The sequence below is a fragment of the Erwinia endophytica genome (genome assembly GCF_009295515.1).
GTDB classification, from domain to species: Bacteria; Pseudomonadota; Gammaproteobacteria; order Enterobacterales; family Enterobacteriaceae; genus Erwinia; species Erwinia endophytica.
Genome location: NZ_RQVV01000061.1, coordinates 15,482 through 40,141, shown reverse-complemented (window position 1 = coordinate 40,141; position 24,660 = coordinate 15,482). Strand labels below are relative to the sequence as shown.

Here is a 24,660-nt window from a genome sequence, read left to right as displayed (position 1 = left end):
GCGGGTCGTCCACATACTGACCGTGTCAGTCATACACCACATTGACGGTATTGACGTTAAACAAACTGGAATGATGATGAATTCTTTAGATCGCCTGTTGGGCATCATGAAAACCCTGCGTGATCCCGAAAGGGGGTGTCCGTGGGATCGCGAGCAGACGTTTGCCAGCATCGCGCCTTATACCCTGGAAGAGACTTACGAAGTGCTGGACGCTATCAGCCGTGAGGATGTTGACGATTTACGGGGCGAACTGGGCGATCTGTTGTTTCAGGTGGTGTTTTATGCCCAGATGGCCAACGAAGCCGGGTACTTTAATTTCGATGACGTCTGCAACACTATCAGCGATAAACTGGAACGCCGTCATCCCCATATTTTCGGGGCGGTTATGGTCCGCGACAGCGATGAGGTATTGGCTAATTGGGAGCAGATCAAAATCCAGGAACGGGCAGAAAAAAAGCAACATTCGGCACTGGATGATATTCCGCGTACGTTGCCAGCCCTGATGCGCTCGTACAAAATGCAGAAACGCTGCAGCAATGTGGGGTTTGACTGGCATACTCTCGCACCGGTGCTGGACAAGGTGTATGAGGAAATCGACGAAGTGATGCATGAAGTGCAACAGGCGGAGGTCAACCAGCAGAAACTGGAAGAAGAAATCGGCGATCTGTTGTTTGCCACCGTGAACTTCTCTCGCCATCTTGGCAGCAAAGCGGAAATCGCGCTGCAAAAGGCCAACGACAAGTTTGAACGCCGCTTCCGCCAGGTCGAACAGATAATGGCTTCTCAGGGGCTGAAGATGCAGGACGCGACGCTGGAGCAGATGGAAGACGCCTGGCGACAAATCAAAGCGCAGGAATAATGGCTGACTCGATTCAACAAAAATGTGATTTGCGTCAATCTCAAACACAGTGCGCCAGGGTAACATCGTGGCGGTCAATACGGTGGTTGGCAGATAACCAGAAACGATTAATTGTGGCACTCAGGGGATTCCGGTATACTGTTTTCCCGTCCTGGTTATTCCATCGTCTTTAAACCTACTTTCTCAGGTTCAGCATGACAACGAACTATATTTTTGTGACCGGCGGGGTCGTATCCTCTCTGGGTAAAGGCATTGCCGCAGCCTCCCTGGCCGCCATTCTCGAAGCACGTGGTCTTAACGTGACCATCATGAAGCTGGACCCGTATATCAACGTGGATCCGGGGACCATGAGTCCCACGCAACACGGCGAAGTGTTCGTCACGGATGATGGCGCTGAAACCGACCTGGATTTGGGGCACTATGAGCGCTTCATCCGCACTAAAATGAGCCGTCGCAATAACTTCACCACCGGACGTATCTATTCAGATGTCCTGCGTAAAGAGCGTCGTGGCGATTATCTGGGGGCGACCATCCAGGTGATCCCGCATATTACCAACGCCATCAAAGAGCGCATCATCGAAGGCGGTGAAGGCCATGATGTGGTGCTGGTGGAAATTGGTGGTACCGTCGGTGACATTGAATCCCTGCCGTTCCTCGAAGCCATTCGCCAGATGGCGGTCGATGTGGGTCGTGAGCATGCCATGTACATGCATCTGACGCTGGTGCCTTATATGGCGGCGGCCGGTGAAGTAAAAACCAAGCCTACCCAGCATTCCGTGAAAGAACTGCTCTCTATTGGTATTCAGCCTGATGTGTTGATTTGTCGTTCAGACCGTGCCGTACCGGCGAATGAACGGGCTAAAATCGCGTTGTTCTGCAACGTGCCGGAAAAAGCAGTTATTTCATTAAAAGATGTTGATTCTATTTATAAAATCCCGGGTCTGCTGAAATCGCAGGGGCTGGATGACTATATTTGCAAACGTTTTAATCTCAATGCGCCGGAAGCCAATCTGTCCGAATGGGAGCAGGTGATTTATGAAGAGGCCAATCCGGGCGGCGAAGTGACCATCGGCATGGTCGGCAAATATGTTGAATTGCCGGATGCCTATAAATCAGTGATTGAAGCGCTGAAGCACGGCGGCCTGAAAAATCGTTTGACGGTAAACATCAAACTAATTGATTCGCAGGATGTCGAAACTCGCGGTGTCGAAGTACTGAAAGATTTAGATGCAATCCTCATTCCTGGCGGCTTTGGCTATCGGGGGGTGGAAGGCAAGGTGATGACGGCTCGTTACGCGCGTGAGAACCATGTTCCCTATCTTGGCATCTGTCTGGGAATGCAGGTCGCACTGATGGAATTCGCGCGTAACGTCGCCGGTATGGCCGGCGCGAACTCTACGGAATTTGTGCCAGACTGTAAGTATCCGGTGGTGGCATTGATCACCGAGTGGCGTGATGAACATGGTCATGTTGAAGTCCGTACTGCGCAGAGTGATCTGGGTGGCACCATGCGTCTGGGAAGCCAGCAATGTCAGGTGACCCCAGGCAGTCTGGTACACCGCTTGTACGGTTCCGACACGATTGTTGAACGTCATCGTCACCGTTATGAAGTGAATAACATGCTGTTAAAGCAAATTGAAGCAGCTGGTTTACGTGTGGCAGGACGCTCCGGGGATGACCAACTGGTAGAGATCATTGAGATCCCTGACCACCCGTGGTTTGTTGCGTGTCAGTTCCATCCGGAATTTACCTCAACACCTCGCGACGGTCACCCGCTGTTTGCTGGCTTTGTTAAGGCCGCCAGCGAGTACCAGAAGCGTTTGGCAAAATAAGTGTTTTCATAACGACGCGTGAAAACGTCATCGCTGTTAGCGTGCGGGATCCAGCAAAGCGGCGGTCGGACTCCTCGCCATCTGCTTACTTGAGTTAGTGAGAGTGGGGAGAATGACCGTTGCAGTGCGCATGATGATGGATATTTACGCGTAGTTTGTCTGAGTTTAGCTAACTTGTACTGAGGAAAAACTAATGTCCAAAATCGTTAAAGTCATCGGTCGTGAGATCATCGACTCCCGTGGTAACCCGACCGTTGAAGCAGAAGTACATCTGGAAGGTGGCTTCGTCGGTATGGCTGCTGCGCCATCAGGCGCTTCTACCGGTTCTCGCGAAGCGCTGGAACTGCGTGACGGGGATAAATCTCGTTTCCTGGGGAAAGGTGTCACCAAAGCTGTTGCTGCGGTTAATGGCCCAATCGCGGACGCGGTGATTGGTAAAGATGCGAAAGACCAGGCCAATCTTGACAAGATCATGATTGATCTTGACGGTACTGAGAATAAATCTAAATTCGGCGCTAATGCTATTCTGGCCGTGTCTCTGGCGGCTGCCAAAGCCGCTGCCGCAGCGAAAGGTATGCCGCTGTATGAGCACATTGCTGAACTGAACGGCACCCCAGGCAAATTCTCTATGCCACTGCCAATGATGAATATCATTAACGGTGGCGAGCATGCCGACAACAACGTCGACATTCAGGAATTCATGATTCAGCCAGTGGGCGCGAAGACGCTGAAAGAAGCGGTTCGTATGGGTTCTGAAGTGTTCCACACCCTGGCGAAAGTACTGAAGTCTAAGGGGATGAACACGGCGGTGGGTGACGAAGGCGGCTACGCGCCAAACCTGGGCTCCAACGCTGAAGCGCTGGCGGTTATCGCTGAAGCAGTAAAAGCCGCAGGCTACGAGCTGGGTAAAGACATCACCCTGGCGATGGACTGCGCTGCGTCTGAATTCTACAAAGACGGTAAATATGTGCTGGCGGGCGAAGGCAATAAATCCTTCACCTCAGAAGAGTTTACGCACTTCCTGTCTGATCTGACCCAACAGTATCCTATCGTTTCTATCGAAGATGGTCTGGATGAATCTGACTGGGCTGGTTTTGCTTACCAGACCAAAGTGCTGGGCGACAAAATCCAACTGGTGGGCGACGATCTGTTCGTCACCAACACCAAAATCCTCAAGGAAGGTATCGACAAAGGTATCGCTAACTCCATTCTGATCAAATTCAACCAGATAGGTTCGCTGAGCGAAACGCTGGCAGCGATTAAAATGGCGAAAGATGCCGGTTATACCGCGGTTATTTCTCACCGTTCAGGTGAAACGGAAGACGCGACTATCGCTGACCTGGCGGTAGGTACTGCGGCGGGTCAGATTAAAACCGGTTCTATGAGCCGTTCAGACCGTGTTGCTAAGTACAACCAGTTGATCCGTATCGAAGAAGCGTTGGGAAGCCGTGCGCCATTCAATGGCCTGAAAGAAGTTAAAGGTCAGTAAGCCTGACAATTCCCGGCCTCTTCAGGGCTGAGGATTTTCTGAAAACCCTGTCTCCGGACGGGGTTTTTTTATTGTGAATCGAAAAAATTAGCCAATATAAATCATCGGACGCGAATGAATGGAGCGCGTGTGCGATCATCAGGATTAGCCTCGCAGGCGGTTCATAAGTCACCACAAGGGAAAGATGAGCGGCTGCGCGAGATGATGATATTTGGTTAAGATGCGGCAGATCTGGCATAATCTGCGCCCTTATTTTCACTTCCAGTCGAGACGGTGATGCAGTACCCGATTAATGAGATGTTCCAGACGTTGCAGGGCGAAGGGGTTTATACCGGCGTTCCGGCAATTTTTATCCGCCTGCAGGGATGCCCGGTGGGTTGTAGCTGGTGTGATACCAAACACACCTGGGATAAGCTGGCCTCGCGGGAGACCTCACTGGGCGGTATTCTGCTAAAGACGACCGAGACGGATGCCTGGGGCGCGGCTGATGCGCAGGCGTTGCTGGCGGTGATTGCACAGTATGGCTGGACAGCACGACATGTGGTGATAACCGGGGGGGAACCCTGCATCCATGATCTGACGCCGTTGACGGCAACGCTGGAGCAGCATGGTTTCAGTTGCCAGATTGAAACCAGTGGCACCCATAATGTGCGCTGTAGTGAATCGACCTGGGTCACCGTTTCACCGAAAGTGAATATGCGTGGCGGCTATGATGTGTTGCATCAGGCACTGGTTCGCGCTAACGAGGTGAAACATCCGGTGGCGCGCCAGCGTGATATTGAGGCGCTGGACCGGTTACTGGCAACGCTGGACGATCAGAAAAACCGCATTGTGGCGCTACAGCCGATCAGCCAGAAGGACGATGCGACTAAGTTGTGTATCGCAACCTGTATCGCGCGTAACTGGCGCTTGTCATTGCAGACGCATAAATATCTGAATATTGCCTGATAGCGTACAGGCGGTATCCTGCTCAGCCTTTATAGACGCAGCCTGCGGTGCAGGTTTCTTTGACCATTACCGCGCTCAGTAATGGCAGCTTCGGCTTCATTTGATCCCAAATCCACTGCGCCAGCACTTCGCTGGTGGGATTGGACAGTCCTGGGATCTCATTCAGATAGTGATGATCCAGACGGTCGTAAACCGGTTTAAAGGCGGCTTTCAGTTCGGCAAAATCGATTATCCAGCCGGTATGCGCATCCACTTCACCGGTAATTTCGAGCCGCACCAGAAAGGAGTGCCCATGTAGGCGCCCACATTTGTGCCCGGCAGGGACGTTAGGCAGATAGTGAGCCGCCTCGAATTGGAAATCTTTAAACAGCGTGGTAGCCATATGTGACAGTCTCGGTTATTTCTGGAAAAACCGGCGAAGTCTACCGGAAAATCCTTTTTTTCGCATCCGTTTCGCCATTCTTTCCCGGCGGATTGGTGCCAGTGAAAAATGAGAGCCCGTAACTTTCTGATTTCTAATTGATTAATTAACCGGTTTTATCACTATGTTTTAGTTGTAAAACCGGTTAGTCATTTTGGTTATTTGTTATTACCAACCCTTATTTAAGGGTTATTATGCCAGTCGTTACCCTAACACTGTCTTACTTACTGATTTTTGGCCCCAGCGCCCTTCACTGGAAGATTCAACGCAATGACGACACAGGTACCCCCAGGTTCTCTGCTTCCGCTTAGTCCGGAGCAACTCGCCCGCCTGCAAGCGGCGACTGGTGATTTTTCTACCGCGCAACTGGCATGGCTTTCCGGTTATTTCTGGGGCATGGTCAACCCGATGCCTGGCAGTACGGCAGTCAGCGCACCGACGCCAGTTGAACTGCCGACGATTACCTTGCTTTCCGCTTCGCAGACCGGCAATGCCCGCCGTCTGGCTGAGCAACTGCGTGATGATCTGCTGGCCGCCAGACTGAACGTCAATCTGGTCAATGCGGGCGACTACAAATTCAAGCAGATTGCTCAGGAGAAGCTACTGATAGTCGTGACCTCGACCCAGGGTGAAGGTGAACCACCAGAAGAAGCGGTGGCGCTGCACAAATACCTGATGTCGAAAAAGGCGCCGAAACTGGATAACACCGCCTTTGCGGTCTTTGGCCTGGGCGATAGCTCGTATGAATTCTTTAGCCAGGCGGGTAAAGATTTTGACCAGAAGCTGGCGGAAAGGGGCGGAGAACGCCTGCTGGCGCGGGTGGATGCCGATGTGGAATACGCGGCAGTGGCTGAAAAGTGGCGCGGGCAGATTGTTGAGATCCTGAAATCCCGTGTGCCGGGTGAAACACCCGCCGTGGCGGCGGTTACTGCCGCGGGTACGGCCCATGAGCTGTTCAGCAGTCCGTACAGTAAAGAACGACCGCTGAGCGCCAGCCTGGCGGTAAACCAGAAGATCACCGGGCGTAACTCCGATAAAGACGTGCGCCACATCGAAATTGATCTGGGTGACTCTGGTCTGCGTTATCAGCCGGGCGATGCGCTGGGCGTGTGGTATGAGAACGATCCTGCTTTGGTGCAGGAGTTGCTTGAGTTGTTGTGGCTAAAAGGCGATGAACCGGTTGAGATCAACGGTCAGACGCTGCCGCTGCATGAAGCGTTGCAAAAACATGTTGAACTGACCGTGAACACTGCGCAGATTGTTGAACAATACGCCAGGCTGGCGCGTGACGAGAAACTGCTGGCGCGGGTCGGCGATAAGAGCGAATTACAGCATTACGCCCAGTCAATGCCAATTGTTGATATGGTACGCCAGGCGCCGATTGAGCTACGCGCGGAACAATTGACCGAACTTTTGCGTCCACTGACGCCGCGTCTCTATTCTATCGCCTCTTCGCAGGCGGAAAATGAAACCGAGGTACATATTACCGTCGGCGTAGTGCGCTATGACATTGATGGACGCGCTCGTGCAGGCGGCGCGTCCAGCTTCCTGGCTGATCGTCTGGAAGAGGACGGCGAGGTGCGCGTGTTCATTGAACACAATGACAACTTCCGCTTACCTGCCAATCCGGATACACCGATTATTATGATTGGTCCGGGCACCGGTATCGCGCCATTCCGCGCGTTTATGCAGCAGAGGGATAACGATGGCGCGCAAGGCAAAAACTGGTTGTTCTTTGGTAATCCCCACTTTACCGAGGATTTCCTCTACCAGGTTGAATGGCAGCGCTACGTAAAAGACGGTTTGCTGACCCATATTGACCTCGCCTGGTCTCGCGACCAATCGCACAAGGTTTATGTACAGGATAAAATCCGTGCTAAAGGGGCCGAGGTGTGGCGCTGGATAGCGGAGGGCGCGCACATTTATGTTTGTGGTGATGCCAACCGTATGGCGAAGGATGTGGAACAGGCACTGCTGGATGTGGTGGCGGAGTTTGGTGGTATGGATCGTGACACTGCCGACGAATTTTTAAGTGAGCTGCGTATTGAGCGCCGTTATCAGCGAGACGTTTACTAATGAAGACTGAAAAACATCCAGGCCCGCTGGTGGTTGAAGGCAAGCTGACTGATGCCGAGCGCCTGAAAAAAGAGAGTAATTACCTGCGAGGCACCATTGCAGACGATTTGCATGATGGACTGACCGGTGGTTTTCGCGGCGATAACTTTCTACTGATCCGTTTTCACGGTATGTATCAGCAGGACGACCGTGATATTCGCGCCGAGCGCGCCGAACAGAAGCTGGAGCCGCGTCATGCGATGATGTTGCGCTGTCGTTTGCCAGGCGGCGTCATTACGCCGCAGCAGTGGCTGAGCATCGACAATTTTGCCGCAGAGAATACCCTGTATGGCAGCATCCGTTTGACCAATCGGCAGACTTTTCAGTTTCACGGTATCCTGAAGGGCAATCTCAAGCCTGCACATCAGATGCTGCATGAAGTAGGGCTGGATGCGTTGGCGACGGCGAATGACGTTAATCGCAATGTGTTATGTAGCTCTAACCCGGTGGAATCTGAGTTGCATCAGGAAACGTACCAATGGGCGAAGAAAATTTCCGAGCATTTGCTGCCGAAAACGCGCGCTTATGCGGAGATTTGGCTGGATCAGGAAAAAGTCGCCACCACTGATAAAGAGCCGATCCTCGGTGAAACCTATCTGCCGCGTAAGTTCAAAACGACCGTCGTGGTGCCGCCGCATAACGATGTGGATCTGCATGCCAACGATATGAATTTTATCGCGATTGCTGAAAATGGTCGACTGGTTGGTTTTAACCTGCTGGTCGGTGGTGGTTTATCTATCGATCACGGCAACAAAGCGACCTACGCGCGGACAGCCAGTGAGTTCGGCTATCTGCCGTTGGATAAAACCCTGGCGGTGGCGGAAGCGGTGGTGACCACTCAGCGAGACTGGGGGAACCGTACTGACCGTAAAAATGCCAAAACCAAATACACGCTGGAACGTGTCGGCGTGGAGACCTTTAAAGCGGAAGTTGAACGTCGCGCCGGGTTCACGTTTGAACCGATCCGTCCTTATGAATTTACTACGCGTGGTGACCGTTTCGGCTGGGTAAAAGGCATTGATGATCAATGGCATCTGACGCTGTTTATTGAAAACGGCCGCCTACTGGACTATCCTGGCCGTCCGCTGAAAACCGGTATCGCTGAAATCGCGAAAGTGCATAAAGGCGACTTTCGCCTGACCGCTAACCAGAACCTGATTGTGGCGGGTGTGCCGGAAGAGGATAAAGCCAAAATTGAAACGCTGGCCCGCGAGCATAGCCTGATGGAAAGCGTCACCGCGCAGCGTGAAAACTCTATGGCTTGTGTGGCGTTCCCGACCTGTCCGCTGGCGATGGCTGAAGCCGAGCGATTCCTGCCTGAGTTTGTTACCCGCGTGGAAGATATCATGACGGCGCATGGTGTGGGCGATGAGCACATCGTGCTGCGCGTCACGGGGTGCCCGAATGGTTGTGGTCGTGCGCTACTGGCCGAGATCGGTCTGGTCGGCAAGGCGCCGGGACGTTATAACCTGCATCTTGGTGGGAACCGCATTGGTACCCGTATCCCGCGGATGTACCGTGAAAACATCACGGAAGACGAAATTTTGTCTACCCTTGATGAATTAATGGGTCGCTGGGCAAGGGAACGTGAAGCGGGTGAAGGTTTTGGCGATTTCACCATCCGTACTGGCGTAGTGAAACCGGTTGTTGACCCGGCTCACGATTTTTGGGAATGACGGAGGCGTGATATGACGGTACTCGATCTCTCTGCTTTAAATGCGTTGCCGAAAGTCGAGCGCGTGATGGCGCTGGCGGAAATCAATACACAGTTGGAAAAATTATCGGCAGAAGAGCGGGTGTGCTGGGCACTGGAAAACTTGCCCGGTGAAGCGGTACTCTCTTCCAGCTTCGGCATTCAGGCCGCCGTCAGTCTGCATTTGGTGACACGGGCGAAGCCGGATATTCCGGTGATCCTCACGGACACGGGGTATCTGTTTCCGGAAACCTACCAGTTTATTGATCAACTGACTGACCAGCTCAAGCTGAATCTGAAGGTGTTTCGCGCGGACCTGAGCGCCGCCTGGCAGGAGGCGCGCTACGGCAAGCTGTGGGAGCAGGGAGTGGAAGGGATCGAGCGCTATAATCAGCTCAACAAAGTGGAACCGATGAATCGCGCGCTGGCGACCCTTAACGGGCAGACCTGGTTCGCCGGTTTGCGGCGCGAGCAGTCAGCCAGCCGTGCCAGTCTGCCGGTGCTGGCTATCCAGCGCGGTGTGTTCAAGGTCTTACCCATTATCGACTGGGATAACCGTCAGGTTTATCAGTATCTCAAGACGCATGGCCTGAGCTATCATCCTCTGTGGGAGCAAGGGTATCTGTCAGTGGGTGATACACACACGACGCGTAAATGGGAACCGGGAATGGCGGAAGAGGACACCCGATTTTTTGGTCTGAAACGCGAGTGCGGATTGCACGAGTAACCTCAGCATACGGCGTAAAGATATGCATGTCATTCTGGTTGCCGCGTTCATGCGGCAACCATCAGCTTCCTGACTCAGATCTTTACTGACATAAGGCGGGGCGCTGGTAAAACGTTTGGTGATTGCTCAACGTCCCACCAGTGCCGCGAACTCATCGGCGGCGCGAGTGACATTCACCTTCGTGATTTCATACTCCGCTACTGTCTGGAAGGCATCTTCCGCCAGAATGCTGTCCAGCCGCTGGCGCTCGACATCATCTACGATTATCAGGCCGCCAGTACGCGGATCCTTGCGGCCTGCGGCGATAAACACCCCGGCAGCAAAATACTTATCCAGCCACGCGATATGGGCATCCAGCACCGCTTCTACTTCTGCAATCGGGCGGATGTAATTCAGACTGACGATATACATGGCGACTCCTTAAGGTTTATATCGATAATAGTGTACGTGGCGATGTGTCGGCGGCGTTCAGCCCGCTGTATCACTGACCGGAACGCATGACGCTTGCGGTCTCCCTGCAACTTGCATTATTTAGGGGAGAGCGTTTTGGGGTTTGCCAGCTCGTCGATCAGCGGCAGAAGAATTTTAACGCTGTCATGCATTCTCTGGGTAATGCGTCCGGGTAGCCAGCGGTCCAGATAAGGGAGATTATCTAACGAGGCCTGGTGTCGGGTGGTGCCTTGTGGAAAATGCGGACTGATGGCGCGCTGCTGCTGACCATCTTTGTTTCCCAACTCCCAGTCGGTGGCGCGAATACTGAGTAGCGGGAAGCCGGCTTTATCAAACAAATCCACCGCAGGTTCCATTCTGACCTCTTTACCCCGGGTCGCAGAAGGAATACCGTTGACCCGGGCGATGGCCAGCGCTCTGTCGCGAGTCTGTCGCGATACGGCTTCAGGCGTGTTAGTTCCGCTGTCGAAATACAGCTTATTCCCTACCACCAGGTCATCCAGTTTGATAACCAGCAGGGTGTTTTTCTTCTCTTCTGGTGTCATCCGCGAGAGATAATCGTTTTCACCGCGCTGACCCAGTTCCTCGCCACTCAGCGCGACAAAACGCAGGCTGTAGTGCAAGGGCGCTTTGCTCAGACGTTGCGCCAGCTCCAGCATAACGGCTATCCCGGACGCGTTATCGTCGGCCCCTTGTAACGTCAGGCCGCCGAGGTTTTTATGGCGGTCGCTATCGCTTTGCGGCAGATAAGTGTCGGTGTGGCTAATAATGATTATCTGCTGCGGCATAGCACCGGCCCGGGCGGCGACCACGGACGTCGCGGTCACGATGTGTGGCGTAACCCGGCCATCCTGCGATATGTACTGATAATGAGTGATGAAATTTCGTTTATTACTGTGATAGCCCAGTTGCAGGAACTGTTGCTGAAGATAATCCGCGGTCAGCATCTCTGCCGGGCTACCCGCCATCCGGCCGGGAAAATAGGTGGCGATATAGCGTAGTTGCTGCTCAGCATAATGGCCCTCGGCAACCGTTGTCGCGTGCAGAGGAACAAGAGCACAGCAGGAGAGCAACGTCGCTAACGCGCTCAAACGGAGTCGGGAAAACATGTGGTATCCTTAGTCGTCATCCTGTGACGAGCCTGCGAAAATATTTTACTTCATCAGTATGAAAGTGTGACCGCCATTGCACAATTTCGTTCTCTCTGAAATGGTCTGAATATCATCCATTAAGCACATTTTGTCCTTAGCTTTGCCGGGTCGTTATTCCATTAAGTAACTACTCATTCCAATTAGTAATTTCATAACCCTTAAGCAGGAGCCGTATAGTCGCGATAACTTTTTGTTATTTACGACAAGGCTGATGTGGACTATCTCCCGATTTTTGCCGATATCCGAAACAAACCGGTGCTGATCGTTGGCGGCGGAGCTGTTGCTGTGCGCAAAATTGACTTGCTGCTGCGTGCAGGAGCGCAGGTATGGGTCGTGGCGCCGGCGCTTTGTCCGGAACTGGCGATACTGGAAGGCCGGGGAACGGTTACATGGTTTGCACATCAGTACCAAAGCAGTCAACTGGACCGCGTTTACCTGGTGATTGCCGCGACCGATGATGGTGAGTTGAACGACCGTATCTTTAGTGATGCCCGCGAGCGCCGTCTGTTCGCCAATGTGGTGGACTGTCAGCCGAAGTGCTCTTTTATTTTCCCGTCTATAGTCGATCGTTCGCCGATGGTGGTGGCTATTTCCTCCAGTGGTACGGCGCCAGTGCTGGCGCGTCTGCTGCGCGAAAAGCTGGAAGCGCTACTGCCGGGTAACCTCGGGCAGATGGCGGCAATTGCCGGACAGTGGCGGGATAAAGTCAAACAACGGTTTGGCAAGATGTCGCAACGTCGGCGTTTTTGGGAAAGCGCTTTCAATGGTCTGTTTGCCAGCCAGGTCGCATCCGGCAATGTCGCCGGGGCGCGACAGACGCTGGATCGGCAGTTGGCGCATCCTGAAGCAAATCAGGGCGAAATCATTCTGGTCGGCGCGGGGCCAGGCGATGCCGGGCTGCTGACGTTGCGCGGTTTGCAGGTGATACAACAAGCCGATGTGGTGTTGTACGACCATCTGGTGAGCGATGAGGTTCTCGATTTAGTCCGCCGCGATGCTGAGCGTATTTGCGTGGGTAAACGTGCCAATGCGCATAGCGTATCGCAGGAAGAGACCCATCGTCTGCTGGTGAAGCTGGCATCGCAGGGCAAGCGAGTGGTACGTCTGAAAGGGGGGGACCCGTTTATCTTCGGACGCGGCGGCGAAGAGTTGCAGGTGGCGGTTGAGGCGGGCATTCCTTTCCAGGTGGTGCCGGGGATAACCGCGGCAGCGGGGGCAACCGCCTATGCCGGGATCCCACTGACGCATCGCCATCATGCACAAAGCGCGCTGTTTATTACCGGTCATGGCCGCAGCGATGGTGATGGTATGGACTGGTTGTCGCTGGCCCGGGCCCGCCAGACGTTGGCGATTTATATGGGCACGCTTAAGGCGGCCGAAATTTCAGCCCAACTGATTAGCCATGGGCGTGATGCGCGTACGCCAGTGGCGGTGATCAGTCGTGGGACGCGTCAGGATCAGCAGGTGCTGACAGGGACACTGGAAGCATTAGATGAACTTGCGCAACGCGCGCCAACGCCGGCACTGCTCGTGATTGGAGAAGTGGTTAACCTGCATCAGCAATTGGCGTGGTTTCAACATTCAGCGCAGCAGACCGGACGTGAGTCGGCTGTTGTGAATTTGGCTTGAGGAAAAGTTATGGATCAAAAACGACTCACTCACCTGCGTCAACTGGAAGCGGAAAGTATCCATATCATCCGTGAAGTCGCGGCGGAATTCGGCAACCCGGTGATGTTGTATTCGATCGGCAAAGATTCATCGGTGATGTTGCATCTGGCGCGTAAGGCGTTCTATCCGGGTACACTGCCATTCCCACTGTTGCATGTGGATACCGGCTGGAAATTCCGTGAAATGTACGCGTTCCGTGATCGCACAGTGAAAGAAATCGGCGCCGAACTGCTGGTTTACCGTAACCCTGAAGGGGTGGCGATGGGCATTAATCCGTTCATACATGGCAGTGCTAAACACACTGATATCATGAAAACCGAAGGGTTAAAACAGGCGCTGGACAAGTATGGTTTCGATGCTGCTTTTGGCGGCGCCCGTCGTGATGAAGAGAAGTCCCGCGCGAAAGAGCGTATTTACTCTTTCCGCGACCGTTTCCACCGCTGGGATCCGAAAAACCAGCGTCCTGAACTGTGGCATAACTACAACGGCCAGATCAATAAAGGTGAGAGCATCCGGGTGTTCCCGCTCTCCAACTGGACCGAGTTAGATATCTGGCAATATATATTCCTGGAAAACATCGATATTGTTCCGCTGTATCTGGCCGCGATGCGCCCGGTGCTTGAGCGCGACGGTATGTTGATGATGGTCGATGACGATCGTATTCATTTACAGCCAGGTGAAGTTATCGAGCAGAGAATGGTGCGTTTCCGTACCCTCGGCTGTTGGCCGCTGACCGGCGCGGTGGAATCTGAGGCACAGACACTGCCTGCGATCATCGAAGAGATGTTGGTTTCCACCACCAGTGAACGTCAGGGCCGGGTGATTGACCGTGATCAGTCCGGCTCGATGGAGCTGAAAAAACGCCAGGGTTATTTCTAAGGAGCCGACGAGATGAATACTGTCATTGCACAACAAATTGCTGACCAGGGTGGCGTGGAAGCCTGGTTGCACGCTCAACAACATAAAAGCCTGCTGCGCTTTCTGACCTGTGGCAGCGTCGACGATGGCAAGAGCACGCTGATTGGTCGTCTCCTGCACGATACGCGCCAGATTTATGAAGACCAGCTCTCTTCGCTGCATAACGACAGCAAACGTCATGGCACCCAGGGTGAAAAGTTGGATCTGGCGCTGTTGGTGGATGGTTTGCAGGCCGAACGTGAGCAGGGCATCACCATCGATGTGGCTTATCGTTATTTCTCCACTGAGAAGCGTAAATTCATCATCGCCGATACGCCAGGACACGAACAGTACACCCGTAACATGGCAACTGGCGCGTCAACCTGTGATCTGGCTATCCTGTTGATTGATGCTCGCAAAGGCGTGCTGGATCAGACCCGGCGTCACAGTTTTATCTCCACCTTGCTGGGCATTAAACACCTGGTTGTCGCCGTCAACAAGATGGACCTGGTGGAATACAGCGTCGCGCGTTTTGAGCAGATTAAGCAGGACTATCTGGATTTTGCCCGGCAGTTACCGGCTGATGTGGATATTCGCTTTGTGCCGCTATCGGCGCTGGAAGGCGAAAATGTCGCGAGTTCGGGCGAGGCGATGCCCTGGTACAGTGGTCCGACTTTGCTGGACGTGCTGGAAACTGTCGAAATCAAACGTGTCGTGGAGCAGCAGCCGATGCGTTTCCCGGTCCAGTATGTCAACCGTCCTAATCTTGACTTCCGCGGTTATGCCGGGACACTGGCTTCCGGTTCACTGCAGGTTGGGCAGCGGGTGAAAGTGTTACCGTCCGGCGTGGAGTCATCCATTGCCCGTATTGTGACCTTCGATGGCGATTTACCCGAGGCGCAAGCCGGTGAAGCGTTGACCCTGGTGCTGAAGGATGAAATCGATATCAGCCGTGGCGATCTGCTGGTCGACGCTGATGCGGTAATGAAACCTGTGCGGCGCGCCAGCGTTGATGTGGTATGGATGGGGGAACAGCCATTGGCGCCGGGGCAGCGTTTCGACATTAAAATTGCCGGTAAGAAGACGCGCGTCCGGGTTGAAAGTATCCAGTATCAGGTGGAGATCAACAGTCTGACGCAGCACACGGCGGAAAGCCTGCCGCTGAACGGCATTGGCCTGGTCGACCTGACGTTTGACGAACCGATGATGCTGGACACATACCAGCAAAACCCGGTAACCGGAGGGATGATCTTTATTGATCGTCTGAGCAACGTCACTGTTGGGGCGGGGATGATCCTCGAGCCGTTGGACGAGGTGATAGCGGACAACCGTAATTTCAGCGCCTTCGAGCTGGAGTTGAACGCGTTGATTCGCCGCCATTTCCCACACTGGGGCGCGCGCGATCTTTTGGGAGATAAATAAGATGGCCGCCGGACATGATGAAAACGTCGTCTGGCATGCGCATGCGGTCACGCGAGCGGAACGCGAGCGTCAGCACGGCCATCAGGGGGTGGTATTGTGGTTTACCGGGCTTTCCGGTTCGGGTAAATCTACCGTGGCGGGCGCGCTGGAGCAGGCTTTGCATCAGTCGGGGGTCAGTACTTATCTACTGGACGGCGACAACGTGCGTCACGGTTTATGCCGTGATCTTGGCTTCAGCGATGATGACCGTAAGGAGAACATCCGCCGGGTCGGTGAAGTGGCCAAACTGATGGTTGATGCCGGGCTGGTGGTGCTAAGCGCGTTTATCTCGCCACACCGTGCCGAGCGTCAGATGGTGCGGGATATGTTAGGTGAAGGGCGCTTTATCGAAATATTTGTTGATACTCCATTGGAAATTTGTGAGGCGCGTGATCCTAAAGGATTATACAAGAAAGCCCGTGCGGGTGAACTGCGTAACTTTACCGGCATTGACGCGGTTTATGAAGCGCCAGTCGAACCTGAAATCCACCTCAATGGCGAACAATTGGTAACAAAATTGCTGGTTCAAGTGTTAGATCTGCTGCGTGAGCGCGATATTATCAAACCCTGAGATAGCTACGGCAAAACGCCTCAGAGCGGGCCGTTTTTCGCGCCAACAGGATACCTATGCATAATGTTACGCCCATGCTGGCCCGCAAAGAAGACCGAGACCAGGAAGAGATTTCCTGGTCGTTCCCCGGAGGGGTGGCGGGTTTCGCCTCTTACTGGTTCGCCCTCGCGATCCCGTTTATTCTGTACGGCTCCAATACGCTGTTTTTCTTCCTCTACACCTGGCCTTTCTTCCTGGCGTTACTGCCGGTATCGGTATTGATGGGTATCGCAGTCAGCGTATTATTGCGCGGTCATCTGATCTTGACGTTGTTGCTCACGGCAGTGGCGGTGCTCAGCCTTTTTTGGTTATTATTCACGCTTTTAAGCGGCTGGTAACTGACTGGATCGTATGACTCTGTCGCATTCGCGGTAAAATTTGATGTCTGAATGCCCCCGGTGGTTACAAAATTTTGCCTGAAGTGCGCTTTGAAGGTTGGGGATTGCTCATCAATTCGCCAATCTGTGGCTATTTCACCGGTGGAGTGGAGTCGGATGGAAAGTTATGGGATGATTGAGCCGTTTTTCAGGGGGCGGGGATGGGAAAACTTACGCTGCTGTTACTTGTATTACTCGGCTGGCTACAATATTCGCTGTGGTTAGGCAAGAACGGCATACATGACTATACACGCGTTAATGACGATGTTGCAGTGCAACAGGCCAGTAACGCCAGGCTAAAAGCGCGCAACGATCAGTTGTTTGCAGAAATCGACGATCTTAACGGCGGTTCTGAAGCAATTGAGGAGCGTGCACGCAATGAACTGGGGATGATCAAACCTGGTGAGACTTTTTATCGCCTTGTGCCGGATCAAAACAAACGAAACGCGCAGCAGGGTAACCTGAACAATCAGCAACGATAATTTATGGATATTGCAGGTTCCTTTCCGGACGTTATTGCCATCGTTCCCGCCGCCGGGATTGGCAGCCGCATGCAGTCCGAATGCCCTAAGCAGTACCTCTCTATTGGCGGAAAAACCATCCTTGAGCATGCGCTCGACAGTCTGTTGGCCCATCCGGCCATCCGACACATCATCGTTGCCGTCAGCCCGACCGATCCGTTCTTTTCTGGCTTGCCGATGGCGGCTGATCCACGTATCACGGTGGTGCAAGGCGGCAAAGAACGGGCCGATTCTGTGCTGGCTGGTTTGCTGGCCGCCCCTACTGCGCGTTGGGCGTTGGTGCATGATGCTGCGCGTCCCTGCTTGCATCTCGATGACTTAACGCGTTTACTGACTATCACTGCGACCAGCCAGGTGGGAGGGATACTCGCCGCGCCGGTACGCGATACGATGAAGCGTGCAGAAACCGGTAAACAAGCCATTGCGCATACGGTAGAGCGCGAGGCGTTGTGGCATGCACTGACGCCGCAACTGTTTCCTCTGACACTGCTGCGGGATTGTCTGCAGAGAGCGTTACGCGAGGGAGCGACCATCACAGATGAGGCTTCAGCGCTTGAATACTGTGGCTACCATCCGGAGTTGGTGGTGGGCCGTAGCGACAATATTAAGGTTACGCGGCCAGAGGATTTGGCGCTGGCGGCATTTTACCTGACACAATCACCTGATTAAGGAGAGCTGGATTTGCGTATCGGCCACGGTTTTGATGTTCACGCGTTTGGCGGCGAAGGTCCGCTGATTATTGCCGGTGTACGAATTCCTTATGAACAAGGCTTGCTGGCCCATTCCGATGGCGACGTGGCACTGCATGCGCTGACCGATGCGCTACTGGGTGCGGCGGCGTTGGGGGATATCGGCAAATTGTTCCCGGATACCGACGCGGCTTATAAAGGCGCGGATAGCCGTGTGTTATTGCGTGAAGCGTTACGTCAGATTGAAAAGAAAGGTTACCGTGTTGGTAATGTCGATGTGACCCTGATTGCTCAGGCACCGAAAATGTTGCCGCACGTCGCGCAGATGCGCATTAACATCGCCGAAGACCTGGGTATTCATATGGATGAGGTGAATGTTAAGGCAACCACGACCGAGAAGCTGGGTTTCACTGGTCGGGGAGAAGGCATTGCTTGTGAGGCGGTGGCGCTGCTGTTTAAGGTGGAGCAGTGATGGGATGTGCCGAGCTGAGCTGGTTGCACGGGCGGCCTGTGGCTACCGGGGTCGTGAAGGCGAACCCGGAAGATTTTATTGTTATTGAAGATCTGGGGTACTCGCCAGATGGCGATGGCGAACATTTTTTGGTGCGTGTGCGCAAAAATGGCTGCAATAGTCGTTTTGTAGCCGAGGCGCTGGCAAAATTTGCCGCTATTCACCCGCGTGATGTCAGCTTTGCCGGGATGAAAGATCGCCATGCGGTGACCGAACAATGGTTTTGTTTGCGTATACCGGGTAAAGAAACGCCGGACTTCTCCGCTTTTCAACTGGCGGGTTGCGAAGTGCTGGAAAGCGCCCGTCATCGTCGCAAATTGCGTACCGGTGCTCTGCAGGGCAACACTTTTACGCTTATCCTGCGTCAAGTCTCCGATCATGACGCAGTGGAACAACGTCTGCGGCAGATCGCCACCACTGGCGTACCCAATTATTTTGGTGCACAGCGTTTTGGACATAACGACAATAATCTGTTGCAGGCCCGACGCTGGGCGGCAGATGAAATTCGCGTGCGCGAGCGTAATAAACGTAGCTTCCTGCTTTCCGCTGCCCGCAGCGCGCTGTTCAACCAGGTCGTGAGTGATCGTCTGGCGCAACTGGGGTCGCTGTCCTCAGTGCTGGCGGGAGATGCGCTCCAGCTTACTGGTCGCGGTAGCTGGTTTGTCGCTGAAGAGGTGGAACTGGCGGTATTACAGACCCGGGTACTCAACAATGAACTGCGGGTCACCGCTCCGCTTCCCGGCAGCGGCGACTGGGGAACACAAGGCGAGGCATTGGCATTTGAACAACAAAGCCTGGTGGATGAAACGGGACTGACTGGCCTGCTGGAACGTGAGAAGGTGGCGGCCGCTCGTCGTGCGATGCTGGTTATCCCGCGTGATTTACGCTGGGAATGGCAGGATAACGTCACTATCGAGCTCAACTTCTGGCTACCCGCGGGCAGTTACGCCACCAGTGTGATACGGGAAATCTTGCATCAGCAGGATGAGGCCGAGATCGGGGAGTAACACGGCTGTCCATGAATAGCCGCAGATGACTCCGATACGGTTTCAATGCGGCAGTGACTCCGGGAAAGGAAGATCGAAATGTTCTGTCCAGGGGTGTAGCCGTGACAGCACCTCTTCGTTCAACGTGATACCCTGAACCCACTGCTGCTCGCGTTCAGCAAGCGCCCGCTCGCCAGGCAGGCGAATTTCCTTTGAATCCGGGCGCAGTCGGCTGGCTTTACAACTGGCGACCAGATAATCCATTTCATCCAGAAAAGCTTCTCGTCCTGCAAAGCAGTCTGGATCGATCACCTGAATAAACACCCCCTGGCCATACATATCAGGTTCCTGGCGTCTGCCGCTGCCGCCCAGCGCCAGACTGAACGCTTCAACCATCAGGCCCAGACCAAACCCTTTATAACCCAGTTGCAGACCACCGAGCGGAAGAATACTGCCAGGCGGCGTATGTTGCAGGACCGCCGGATCATGGGTTGGTTGCCCGGTGCTGTCGAGTAACCAGGCTTCCGGCAACATGTGTTTTTTAGCGGCGAAACTTTTGAAGAACGTATTGCTGGCTACCGAGGTACATTGATCGATCAGAATCGGTGCACCCCGCGTCGGTATCCCCCAGGCCACCGGATTGGTCGTTAAAACGGAATCGCTACCGCCGAAAGGCGCGACAGAGCGTACACCCGGATTGGTGGCGCACAGCGTCACTAACAGGTTTTTTTCAACCAGCGGCAGCAGGTAGGTTTGCAGGCAGCCAATGTGTGAGCAGTCGGCAATCGTGGCGCTGACCACGCCATGAGAACCGACCCGGCGTAAGAGTTCTTCAGTAGCTATGTGCATTACCCATGCGCCGGGGGCGCGGTGGGCATGCCATGCGAAGGCATTGGGCTGGTCATGGATGACCTGCAATTCTGCCTGCGGAGAAATTTGTCCCGCGGCGATGCGTTCCAGATAGGCGCTCATAAACCACAAACCGTGGGTGCTGTGACCGAGCAGATCAGCGTCCAGCATGCGCTGAGTCATGGGGAGTGCGCGTTCCTCTGGTACACCCGCGCGCATCAGTAGCGCGAGTGAAAAGCGTTCAAGGCTGCAAAGCGTAAAGCGTTTGGAATTAGCTGGCATCATTTTACTTCGACTCCTGTGGGGATATTTTCAGTCATATCCAGACGCTGCACACGCCCGACAATAAACAGATAGCTCAACATGGCGATCAGTGCGTGAGCGCCGACAAAATACAGCGCCAGCTCGAACGAGCCCGTAGCATGAATGGTGTAACCAATGACAACAGGCGTGGTTATCCCGGAAATGTTACCGGCGATACCAAATATACCGGTGGCCATCCCGACGATAGGGGGAGGGGAGGTATCCACAACCACCGCCAGGCCAATTTGGGCCAGACCTTTGCCTAATAGTGCCAGGCACATTAACGCCACGATGACGTAGATAGAATGGGTGAAGTTGCAGAAAACCAGCCCGGTCGCTAAAGCCATACCAATGATAAAGGGAGTTTTGCGGGCAAGGGTCACCGATCCCCAACGTTTCATCAATTGATCAGAGAGGATGCCACACAGAATGCTGCCGATAAAACCACATACCGCGGGGAGTGCGGCGATAAATCCGACTTCCATAATGTTCATTCCCCGTCCTTTCACCAGGTAAATAGGAAACCAGGTGATGAAAAAATATTGCAACGCAGTAATACAGTACTGACCGATGTAGATCCCCAGCATCATCCGGCTTTTAAACAGGATACTGATGGAAGACAGTTTGGGCGGGGATGAGCGGCGTTTGGCTGCTTCGATATCAATGAGCGCGCCGTTTTTTCTCAGATATTCCAGTTCCTCTTGGTTTACGCGGGGATGGTTATCCGGGCTACGCATTTGCCAAAACCAGAATAGCGCCAGCAGCATGCCTGCCGACCCCATAAACCAGAAGACATAGTGCCAGCTAAGAACATGGCTGATGACGCCCATGAGTGGAACGAACACGATCATGGCCACATACTGGGCGGAAGAGAATATCGCGGTGGCCATCCCACGCTCGGTGAGTGGAAACCAGGCCGCGACAATATAATTGTTCGCCGGATAGATCGGGGCTTCGACCAGTCCGACCAGGAAACGTAGTGCGAACAACGTCGCGACGATCATGCCCTGCGGTAGCCAGGCGACCGTTCCCTGGAGGAAAGTGAGGAATGACCATAAAAACAAAGCGGTACCATAGACCTTAACCGAATTGAAGCGATCCAGAAACCAGCCGCCAGGCAACTGACCCAGCACATAGGCCCAGGCAAAAGCGGAAAAAAGATAGCCCATGGTGACCGAATCTAAACCCAGGTCATGGGACAGGCCATCCCCTGCAATAGAAAGATTAGCCCGGTCTCCAAGATTGATAGCGGTAACCAGCAGGATCAGTGCAAGCACATAATAACGGACATGTGTCCTGGCCGCTGCTTTTGAATCTGAACGGGCGGCGAACGCCTTTAACGATATCGGCATGTGGATCTCCATGCGCCAGGTGGCTTGTTGTTATTGGAGAACCATTAAAAGGTAACATAATGAGTATGATGTACTCGTCTGGTTTCCGTTTTAATGGAATACTCTTTTCGTCATAATTCAAATCTTAAAATAATGATCACATGGCTGATAAGGTATTATTTTTGACATGCTGAAGACCTCTTTAAAATCATTGTAGGCATACAGGTTGGTGTTTTATTTATACGGGGAATTATACAAATTTTTTTTCGTGATTCTGGTGATATAAAGCATCAGCATCGCGCCTCCAATGGACTCGGGCATCGTATATCTTATATTCGCTTTATTCATTGTAAGATCCATGGCAATGACTCCGCTATACGCTAATAAACTCGGCATAAGATGAAAGAAGCTGTGTCTTAAGAGAGGGAGACAGTGAACAGAGCGGAGGGCGGACCGTTTCCCAGGTATTATCGTTCATTATTGCGCTAAGCAGTGTTTTTACGGTCGGGATGGTATCGCCTGTTGCTACAATCTTTCTCATTGCAGTTAATTTTTCTTGCGCGTGATTACCTTGTTTATCGTTATAATGCTGGTAAATTTTTGCAGCTAAAGATGAAACAAGGTTTGTTGTTGCCGTTATACAGCCAGCAGCACCAATTTTTAGTACTTCCTGGAAGCTGGCATCAGCACCGGAATAGACTTCAAATCCATATTGGGAAAAATTATCTATATAGGCTTTGGTGTTTTGAAAGTCACCGCTACTGTCTTTAATGCCTTTTATTTTATCAGGGTATTTATCCAATAGACGTTTAACCAGATCCAGCGTGACAGGAATGGCGGACTGCTGAGGAAAGTGATATAGATAGATTTTTATGTCACCACCTGCACGTCCAATAACTTCACTATAATAATCAAATAATCCTTGTGTAGAGGGTGATTTATAATAGAATGGCGGCAATAGTAATACTCCACGACACCCCATCCGCTCTGCATGGCGGGTTAATTTCACGGTGCTGGGAATATCGCACGTACTGGTGCCGGGTAGCATTTTTTCAGCGGGGATATTCCCATCAATCATTTTTTCCAGCAACATTTCCCTTTCATTCAGACTCAGGGAGTTTGTTTCACTGGTTGTACCTAAAACAGCCAGTCCATTGCAGCCATTATTGAGTAACCAATGGCCATGCTCGACGGTTTTTTCATAATTAACCGATAAATCTCTGTTGAATGCTGTGAGTACCGCTGCATTCACACCTGAAAAATATGCGCTATTCATAAAAACTCTCTTAAAAGCTGAGCCTCACGCTCAACTAATATGTATCTAATGGGAATTAGTCGAATTATCCGTTAGCATAAAACGGCTATTTTTCGAATATATGCCGTTTAGTGACGTGACGGTTAAGCCAGTCCCAGTCATAGATAACGCCTAATCCCGGACCATCGGGTACGGTCACCTGCCCCTGGCTGTCAATGGAATCCAGTTCGTCTTGATAACCACATGCATAACAAGGGGGTAAAATATTTTTTAATTTTGGTCCCACTTCGGCTAACTCATAAAAGTTAGTATTGCGAATGGTGGCCATTAGCTGACGATGTGCGGGGCCGGGAGCATGAATTTCTACATCCAGCCCCAGCGCTTCGGCCATATGCGCGGTTTTCAGCGCACCAGTAATCCCCATGTCATATTCGGGATCAACGCGGACAAAGTCCGTCCCTCCCGCCAGGATAAAATCACATTTGGCTTCCAGTCCCCTGACATGCTCGGTAATAAGCAAAGGTGTTTTAAGTAAACTTCTTAATTTTTTATGAGAAAATGCGGAGATTGAGTTATCCCGATAAGGATCTTCATACCAGAAAAAGTTGGCATCGTCACAGGCGTGCCCGACATATAAAGCATCCGCAAACGTTTTAAGATCAGAAGCGGCATCATACATCAGCTTCATTTTATCGCCGACGGTATTACCTAACGCTCTAATCAAAGACGCTTCGCGCTGTGGATCGCCATCAAACCAGCCGTGATGTTTAAACGCGCGATAACCCATGTCATAACATGCTGCGGCAAAATCGGTAAACGCTTCAACACTATCAAACATACCTTCATCGCCATGATAGGTACTGGCGTAGGCAGGCAGTTTATTGCGATATTGCCCAACCATACGTGAAATAGATTTTCCGCATTGTTTACCGGCGAGATCCCACAACACGATATCCACTGGCCCTTGTCCCATATGATCCATATGGCAAAGGCGACGGTTCCATTGTGTATAAAACGCTTCCCGCTGATCAGAGTCACGACCCGGCAAATCACCGGCAAGCATCAGTGTTTGTGCCAGTGCCGGTTTGGTGGCCCCCCAAAGTGCCACGTATTCACCGCGTGATCCGTCATCGCAGTCAACCACCAGTGCGTATTTTGACAAACTAAGGGTTGATCCTTTTACGTAGCCGACATGATTATGCGCATTGTTGAAAGCGGCACCCATATCTTTCACATCATAGCTAAATTCAATGACTTCGACCCGATTAATAATTGGCATTAAGGACTCCTTGGCAGAAATTTAATACAATTAATAATGTTAATGAAAAATTAAATATCAATATTCCATTCAGCATGATTAATTGCTGACAGTCTGTCTAATTTACTTGTTGTCATAATTGATGCTTTAAATGGAATGAAAATTTTTTTTTAATGTGATTAGAGTCACCTTTTTTAAAGATATTGATTATCTTAGCGGGATATATCAATGTGTTAGTGACTAAGTAGTCCATCTTGAA

The 24,660-nt window shown here is 52.5% G+C and carries 23 protein-coding genes; 16 read left to right on the top strand and 7 right to left on the bottom strand.

Features of this window, described 5'->3' with window-relative positions; all coding sequences use genetic code 11:
- The first annotated feature begins 76 nt into the window (after positions 1–76).
- The 4 genes from mazG (at position 77) to queE (ending at position 5,128) form a co-directional block, all read left to right on the top strand.
- Positions 77–859 carry a nucleoside triphosphate pyrophosphohydrolase gene (gene mazG, locus EH228_RS19410; RefSeq protein WP_152323256.1) on the top strand — a complete coding sequence of 261 codons (783 nt, stop codon included), beginning with the start codon at positions 77–79 and terminating at the stop codon, positions 857–859.
- A 194-nt stretch (positions 860–1,053) separates the two neighbouring features.
- Positions 1,054–2,691: a glutamine hydrolyzing CTP synthase gene (gene pyrG / locus EH228_RS19405; protein WP_152323255.1), complete on the top strand. Its 1,638-nt coding sequence runs from the start codon at positions 1,054–1,056 to the stop codon at positions 2,689–2,691.
- 193 nt (positions 2,692–2,884) lie between these two features.
- The gene (gene eno / locus EH228_RS19400) at positions 2,885–4,180 is read left to right on the top strand and encodes a phosphopyruvate hydratase (RefSeq protein WP_152323254.1); all 1,296 of its coding nucleotides are present in this window, start codon (positions 2,885–2,887) and stop codon (positions 4,178–4,180) included.
- 276 nt (positions 4,181–4,456) lie between these two features.
- Positions 4,457–5,128, top strand: coding sequence for a 7-carboxy-7-deazaguanine synthase QueE (gene queE / locus EH228_RS19395; protein WP_152323253.1), 672 nt, complete (start codon positions 4,457–4,459; stop codon positions 5,126–5,128).
- A gap of 22 nt (positions 5,129–5,150) precedes the next feature.
- On the opposite strand, the gene queD is transcribed toward queE, so the two are convergent.
- On the bottom strand, positions 5,151–5,510 hold the full coding sequence (gene queD, locus EH228_RS19390) for a 6-carboxytetrahydropterin synthase QueD (RefSeq protein ID WP_152323252.1): 360 nt from the start codon (positions 5,508–5,510) through the stop codon (positions 5,151–5,153).
- A gap of 309 nt (positions 5,511–5,819) precedes the next feature.
- Between queD and cysJ the strand changes: the two genes are divergently transcribed.
- From cysJ to EH228_RS19375, 3 genes are read left to right on the top strand one after another with little or no spacing between them, the layout of a single operon-like run.
- Positions 5,820–7,625 carry an NADPH-dependent assimilatory sulfite reductase flavoprotein subunit gene (cysJ, locus tag EH228_RS19385; RefSeq protein WP_152323251.1) on the top strand — a complete coding sequence of 602 codons (1,806 nt, stop codon included), beginning with the start codon at positions 5,820–5,822 and terminating at the stop codon, positions 7,623–7,625.
- Positions 7,625–9,340, top strand: a complete 1,716-nt coding sequence (gene cysI, locus EH228_RS19380) for an assimilatory sulfite reductase (NADPH) hemoprotein subunit (RefSeq protein ID WP_152323250.1) — start codon at positions 7,625–7,627, stop codon at positions 9,338–9,340. The genes cysJ and cysI overlap by 1 nt, the downstream gene beginning before the upstream one ends.
- A 12-nt stretch (positions 9,341–9,352) precedes the next feature.
- Positions 9,353–10,084 carry a phosphoadenylyl-sulfate reductase gene (locus EH228_RS19375; RefSeq protein ID WP_152323249.1) on the top strand — a complete coding sequence of 244 codons (732 nt, stop codon included), beginning with the start codon at positions 9,353–9,355 and terminating at the stop codon, positions 10,082–10,084.
- A 126-nt stretch (positions 10,085–10,210) separates the two neighbouring features.
- Here the strand turns inward: EH228_RS19375 and EH228_RS19370 are convergent, their stop codons facing one another.
- Together EH228_RS19370 and EH228_RS19365 are read right to left on the bottom strand one after the other, a co-directional pair.
- Complete coding sequence (locus EH228_RS19370) at positions 10,211–10,495, bottom strand: YciI family protein (RefSeq protein WP_152323248.1); 285 nt, start codon at positions 10,493–10,495, stop codon at positions 10,211–10,213.
- Between the two features lie 116 nt (positions 10,496–10,611).
- A complete protein-coding gene (locus tag EH228_RS19365) occupies positions 10,612–11,643 on the bottom strand; it encodes an aminopeptidase (RefSeq protein WP_152323247.1) in 1,032 nt (343 codons plus the stop codon).
- Positions 11,644–11,898: 255 nt separating this feature from the next.
- On the opposite strand from EH228_RS19365, the gene cysG reads away from it, so the two are divergent.
- The 9 genes from cysG (at position 11,899) to truD (ending at position 19,426) form a co-directional block, all read left to right on the top strand.
- Positions 11,899–13,314 carry a siroheme synthase CysG gene (gene cysG / locus EH228_RS19360; RefSeq protein ID WP_152323246.1) on the top strand — a complete coding sequence of 472 codons (1,416 nt, stop codon included), beginning with the start codon at positions 11,899–11,901 and terminating at the stop codon, positions 13,312–13,314.
- A 9-nt stretch (positions 13,315–13,323) separates the two neighbouring features.
- Entirely contained in the window at positions 13,324–14,232 is a 909-nt protein-coding gene (cysD, locus tag EH228_RS19355; protein WP_152323245.1) for a sulfate adenylyltransferase subunit CysD, read from the top strand.
- A gap of 12 nt (positions 14,233–14,244) precedes the next feature.
- The gene (cysN, locus tag EH228_RS19350) at positions 14,245–15,672 is read left to right on the top strand and encodes a sulfate adenylyltransferase subunit CysN (RefSeq protein WP_152323244.1); all 1,428 of its coding nucleotides are present in this window, start codon (positions 14,245–14,247) and stop codon (positions 15,670–15,672) included.
- Position 15,673: 1 nt separating this feature from the next.
- Positions 15,674–16,282, top strand: coding sequence for an adenylyl-sulfate kinase (gene cysC, locus EH228_RS19345; RefSeq protein WP_152323243.1), 609 nt, complete (start codon positions 15,674–15,676; stop codon positions 16,280–16,282).
- Between the two features lie 56 nt (positions 16,283–16,338).
- The gene (locus EH228_RS19340; RefSeq protein WP_152323242.1) at positions 16,339–16,659 is read left to right on the top strand and encodes a DUF3561 family protein; all 321 of its coding nucleotides are present in this window, start codon (positions 16,339–16,341) and stop codon (positions 16,657–16,659) included.
- A gap of 200 nt (positions 16,660–16,859) precedes the next feature.
- Entirely contained in the window at positions 16,860–17,180 is a 321-nt protein-coding gene (gene ftsB, locus EH228_RS19335) for a cell division protein FtsB (RefSeq protein WP_152323241.1), read from the top strand.
- A gap of 9 nt (positions 17,181–17,189) precedes the next feature.
- On the top strand, positions 17,190–17,888 hold the full coding sequence (gene ispD / locus EH228_RS19330; RefSeq protein ID WP_152323381.1) for a 2-C-methyl-D-erythritol 4-phosphate cytidylyltransferase: 699 nt from the start codon (positions 17,190–17,192) through the stop codon (positions 17,886–17,888).
- A gap of 12 nt (positions 17,889–17,900) precedes the next feature.
- Positions 17,901–18,380, top strand: coding sequence for a 2-C-methyl-D-erythritol 2,4-cyclodiphosphate synthase (gene ispF / locus EH228_RS19325; RefSeq protein ID WP_152323240.1), 480 nt, complete (start codon positions 17,901–17,903; stop codon positions 18,378–18,380).
- Positions 18,380–19,426 carry a tRNA pseudouridine(13) synthase TruD gene (gene truD / locus EH228_RS19320; protein ID WP_152323239.1) on the top strand — a complete coding sequence of 349 codons (1,047 nt, stop codon included), beginning with the start codon at positions 18,380–18,382 and terminating at the stop codon, positions 19,424–19,426. Before ispF ends, truD begins: the two co-directional genes overlap by 1 nt.
- 42 nt (positions 19,427–19,468) lie before the next feature.
- Here the strand turns inward: truD and EH228_RS19315 are convergent, their stop codons facing one another.
- From EH228_RS19315 to EH228_RS19300, 4 genes are all read right to left on the bottom strand, one after another.
- The gene (locus tag EH228_RS19315; RefSeq protein ID WP_152323238.1) at positions 19,469–20,539 is read right to left on the bottom strand and encodes an Ldh family oxidoreductase; all 1,071 of its coding nucleotides are present in this window, start codon (positions 20,537–20,539) and stop codon (positions 19,469–19,471) included.
- Positions 20,536–21,909 carry an MFS transporter gene (locus tag EH228_RS19310; protein WP_152323237.1) on the bottom strand — a complete coding sequence of 458 codons (1,374 nt, stop codon included), beginning with the start codon at positions 21,907–21,909 and terminating at the stop codon, positions 20,536–20,538. Before EH228_RS19310 ends, EH228_RS19315 begins: the two co-directional genes overlap by 4 nt.
- A gap of 352 nt (positions 21,910–22,261) precedes the next feature.
- Positions 22,262–23,164, bottom strand: coding sequence for a dihydrodipicolinate synthase family protein (locus EH228_RS19305; RefSeq protein WP_152323236.1), 903 nt, complete (start codon positions 23,162–23,164; stop codon positions 22,262–22,264).
- An 85-nt stretch (positions 23,165–23,249) separates the two neighbouring features.
- On the bottom strand, positions 23,250–24,422 hold the full coding sequence (locus EH228_RS19300) for an enolase C-terminal domain-like protein (protein ID WP_152323235.1): 1,173 nt from the start codon (positions 24,420–24,422) through the stop codon (positions 23,250–23,252).
- Positions 24,423–24,660: the final 238 nt, after the last annotated feature.

Bases quoted from the DNA above. Each gene is read 5' to 3' on its own strand.
- eno (WP_152323254.1), top strand. From the start codon at position 2,885: ATGTCCAAAATCGTTAAAGTCATCGGTCGTGAGATCATCGACTCCCGT.
- ftsB (WP_152323241.1), top strand. From the start codon at position 16,860: ATGGGAAAACTTACGCTGCTGTTACTTGTATTACTCGGCTGGCTACAA.
- EH228_RS19375 (WP_152323249.1), top strand. From the start codon at position 9,353: ATGACGGTACTCGATCTCTCTGCTTTAAATGCGTTGCCGAAAGTCGAG.
- pyrG (WP_152323255.1), top strand. From the start codon at position 1,054: ATGACAACGAACTATATTTTTGTGACCGGCGGGGTCGTATCCTCTCTG.
- EH228_RS19340 (WP_152323242.1), top strand. From the start codon at position 16,339: ATGCATAATGTTACGCCCATGCTGGCCCGCAAAGAAGACCGAGACCAG.
- cysC (WP_152323243.1), top strand. From the start codon at position 15,674: ATGGCCGCCGGACATGATGAAAACGTCGTCTGGCATGCGCATGCGGTC.
- queE (WP_152323253.1), top strand. From the start codon at position 4,457: ATGCAGTACCCGATTAATGAGATGTTCCAGACGTTGCAGGGCGAAGGG.
- cysJ (WP_152323251.1), top strand. From the start codon at position 5,820: ATGACGACACAGGTACCCCCAGGTTCTCTGCTTCCGCTTAGTCCGGAG.
- EH228_RS19365 (WP_152323247.1), bottom strand. From the start codon at position 11,643: ATGTTTTCCCGACTCCGTTTGAGCGCGTTAGCGACGTTGCTCTCCTGC.
- EH228_RS19305 (WP_152323236.1), bottom strand. From the start codon at position 23,164: ATGAATAGCGCATATTTTTCAGGTGTGAATGCAGCGGTACTCACAGCA.
- EH228_RS19315 (WP_152323238.1), bottom strand. From the start codon at position 20,539: ATGATGCCAGCTAATTCCAAACGCTTTACGCTTTGCAGCCTTGAACGC.
- truD (WP_152323239.1), top strand. From the start codon at position 18,380: ATGGGATGTGCCGAGCTGAGCTGGTTGCACGGGCGGCCTGTGGCTACC.
- queD (WP_152323252.1), bottom strand. From the start codon at position 5,510: ATGGCTACCACGCTGTTTAAAGATTTCCAATTCGAGGCGGCTCACTAT.
- cysD (WP_152323245.1), top strand. From the start codon at position 13,324: ATGGATCAAAAACGACTCACTCACCTGCGTCAACTGGAAGCGGAAAGT.
- EH228_RS19370 (WP_152323248.1), bottom strand. From the start codon at position 10,495: ATGTATATCGTCAGTCTGAATTACATCCGCCCGATTGCAGAAGTAGAA.
- cysN (WP_152323244.1), top strand. From the start codon at position 14,245: ATGAATACTGTCATTGCACAACAAATTGCTGACCAGGGTGGCGTGGAA.
- EH228_RS19300 (WP_152323235.1), bottom strand. From the start codon at position 24,422: ATGCCAATTATTAATCGGGTCGAAGTCATTGAATTTAGCTATGATGTG.
- mazG (WP_152323256.1), top strand. From the start codon at position 77: ATGAATTCTTTAGATCGCCTGTTGGGCATCATGAAAACCCTGCGTGAT.
- cysI (WP_152323250.1), top strand. From the start codon at position 7,625: ATGAAGACTGAAAAACATCCAGGCCCGCTGGTGGTTGAAGGCAAGCTG.
- EH228_RS19310 (WP_152323237.1), bottom strand. From the start codon at position 21,909: ATGCCGATATCGTTAAAGGCGTTCGCCGCCCGTTCAGATTCAAAAGCA.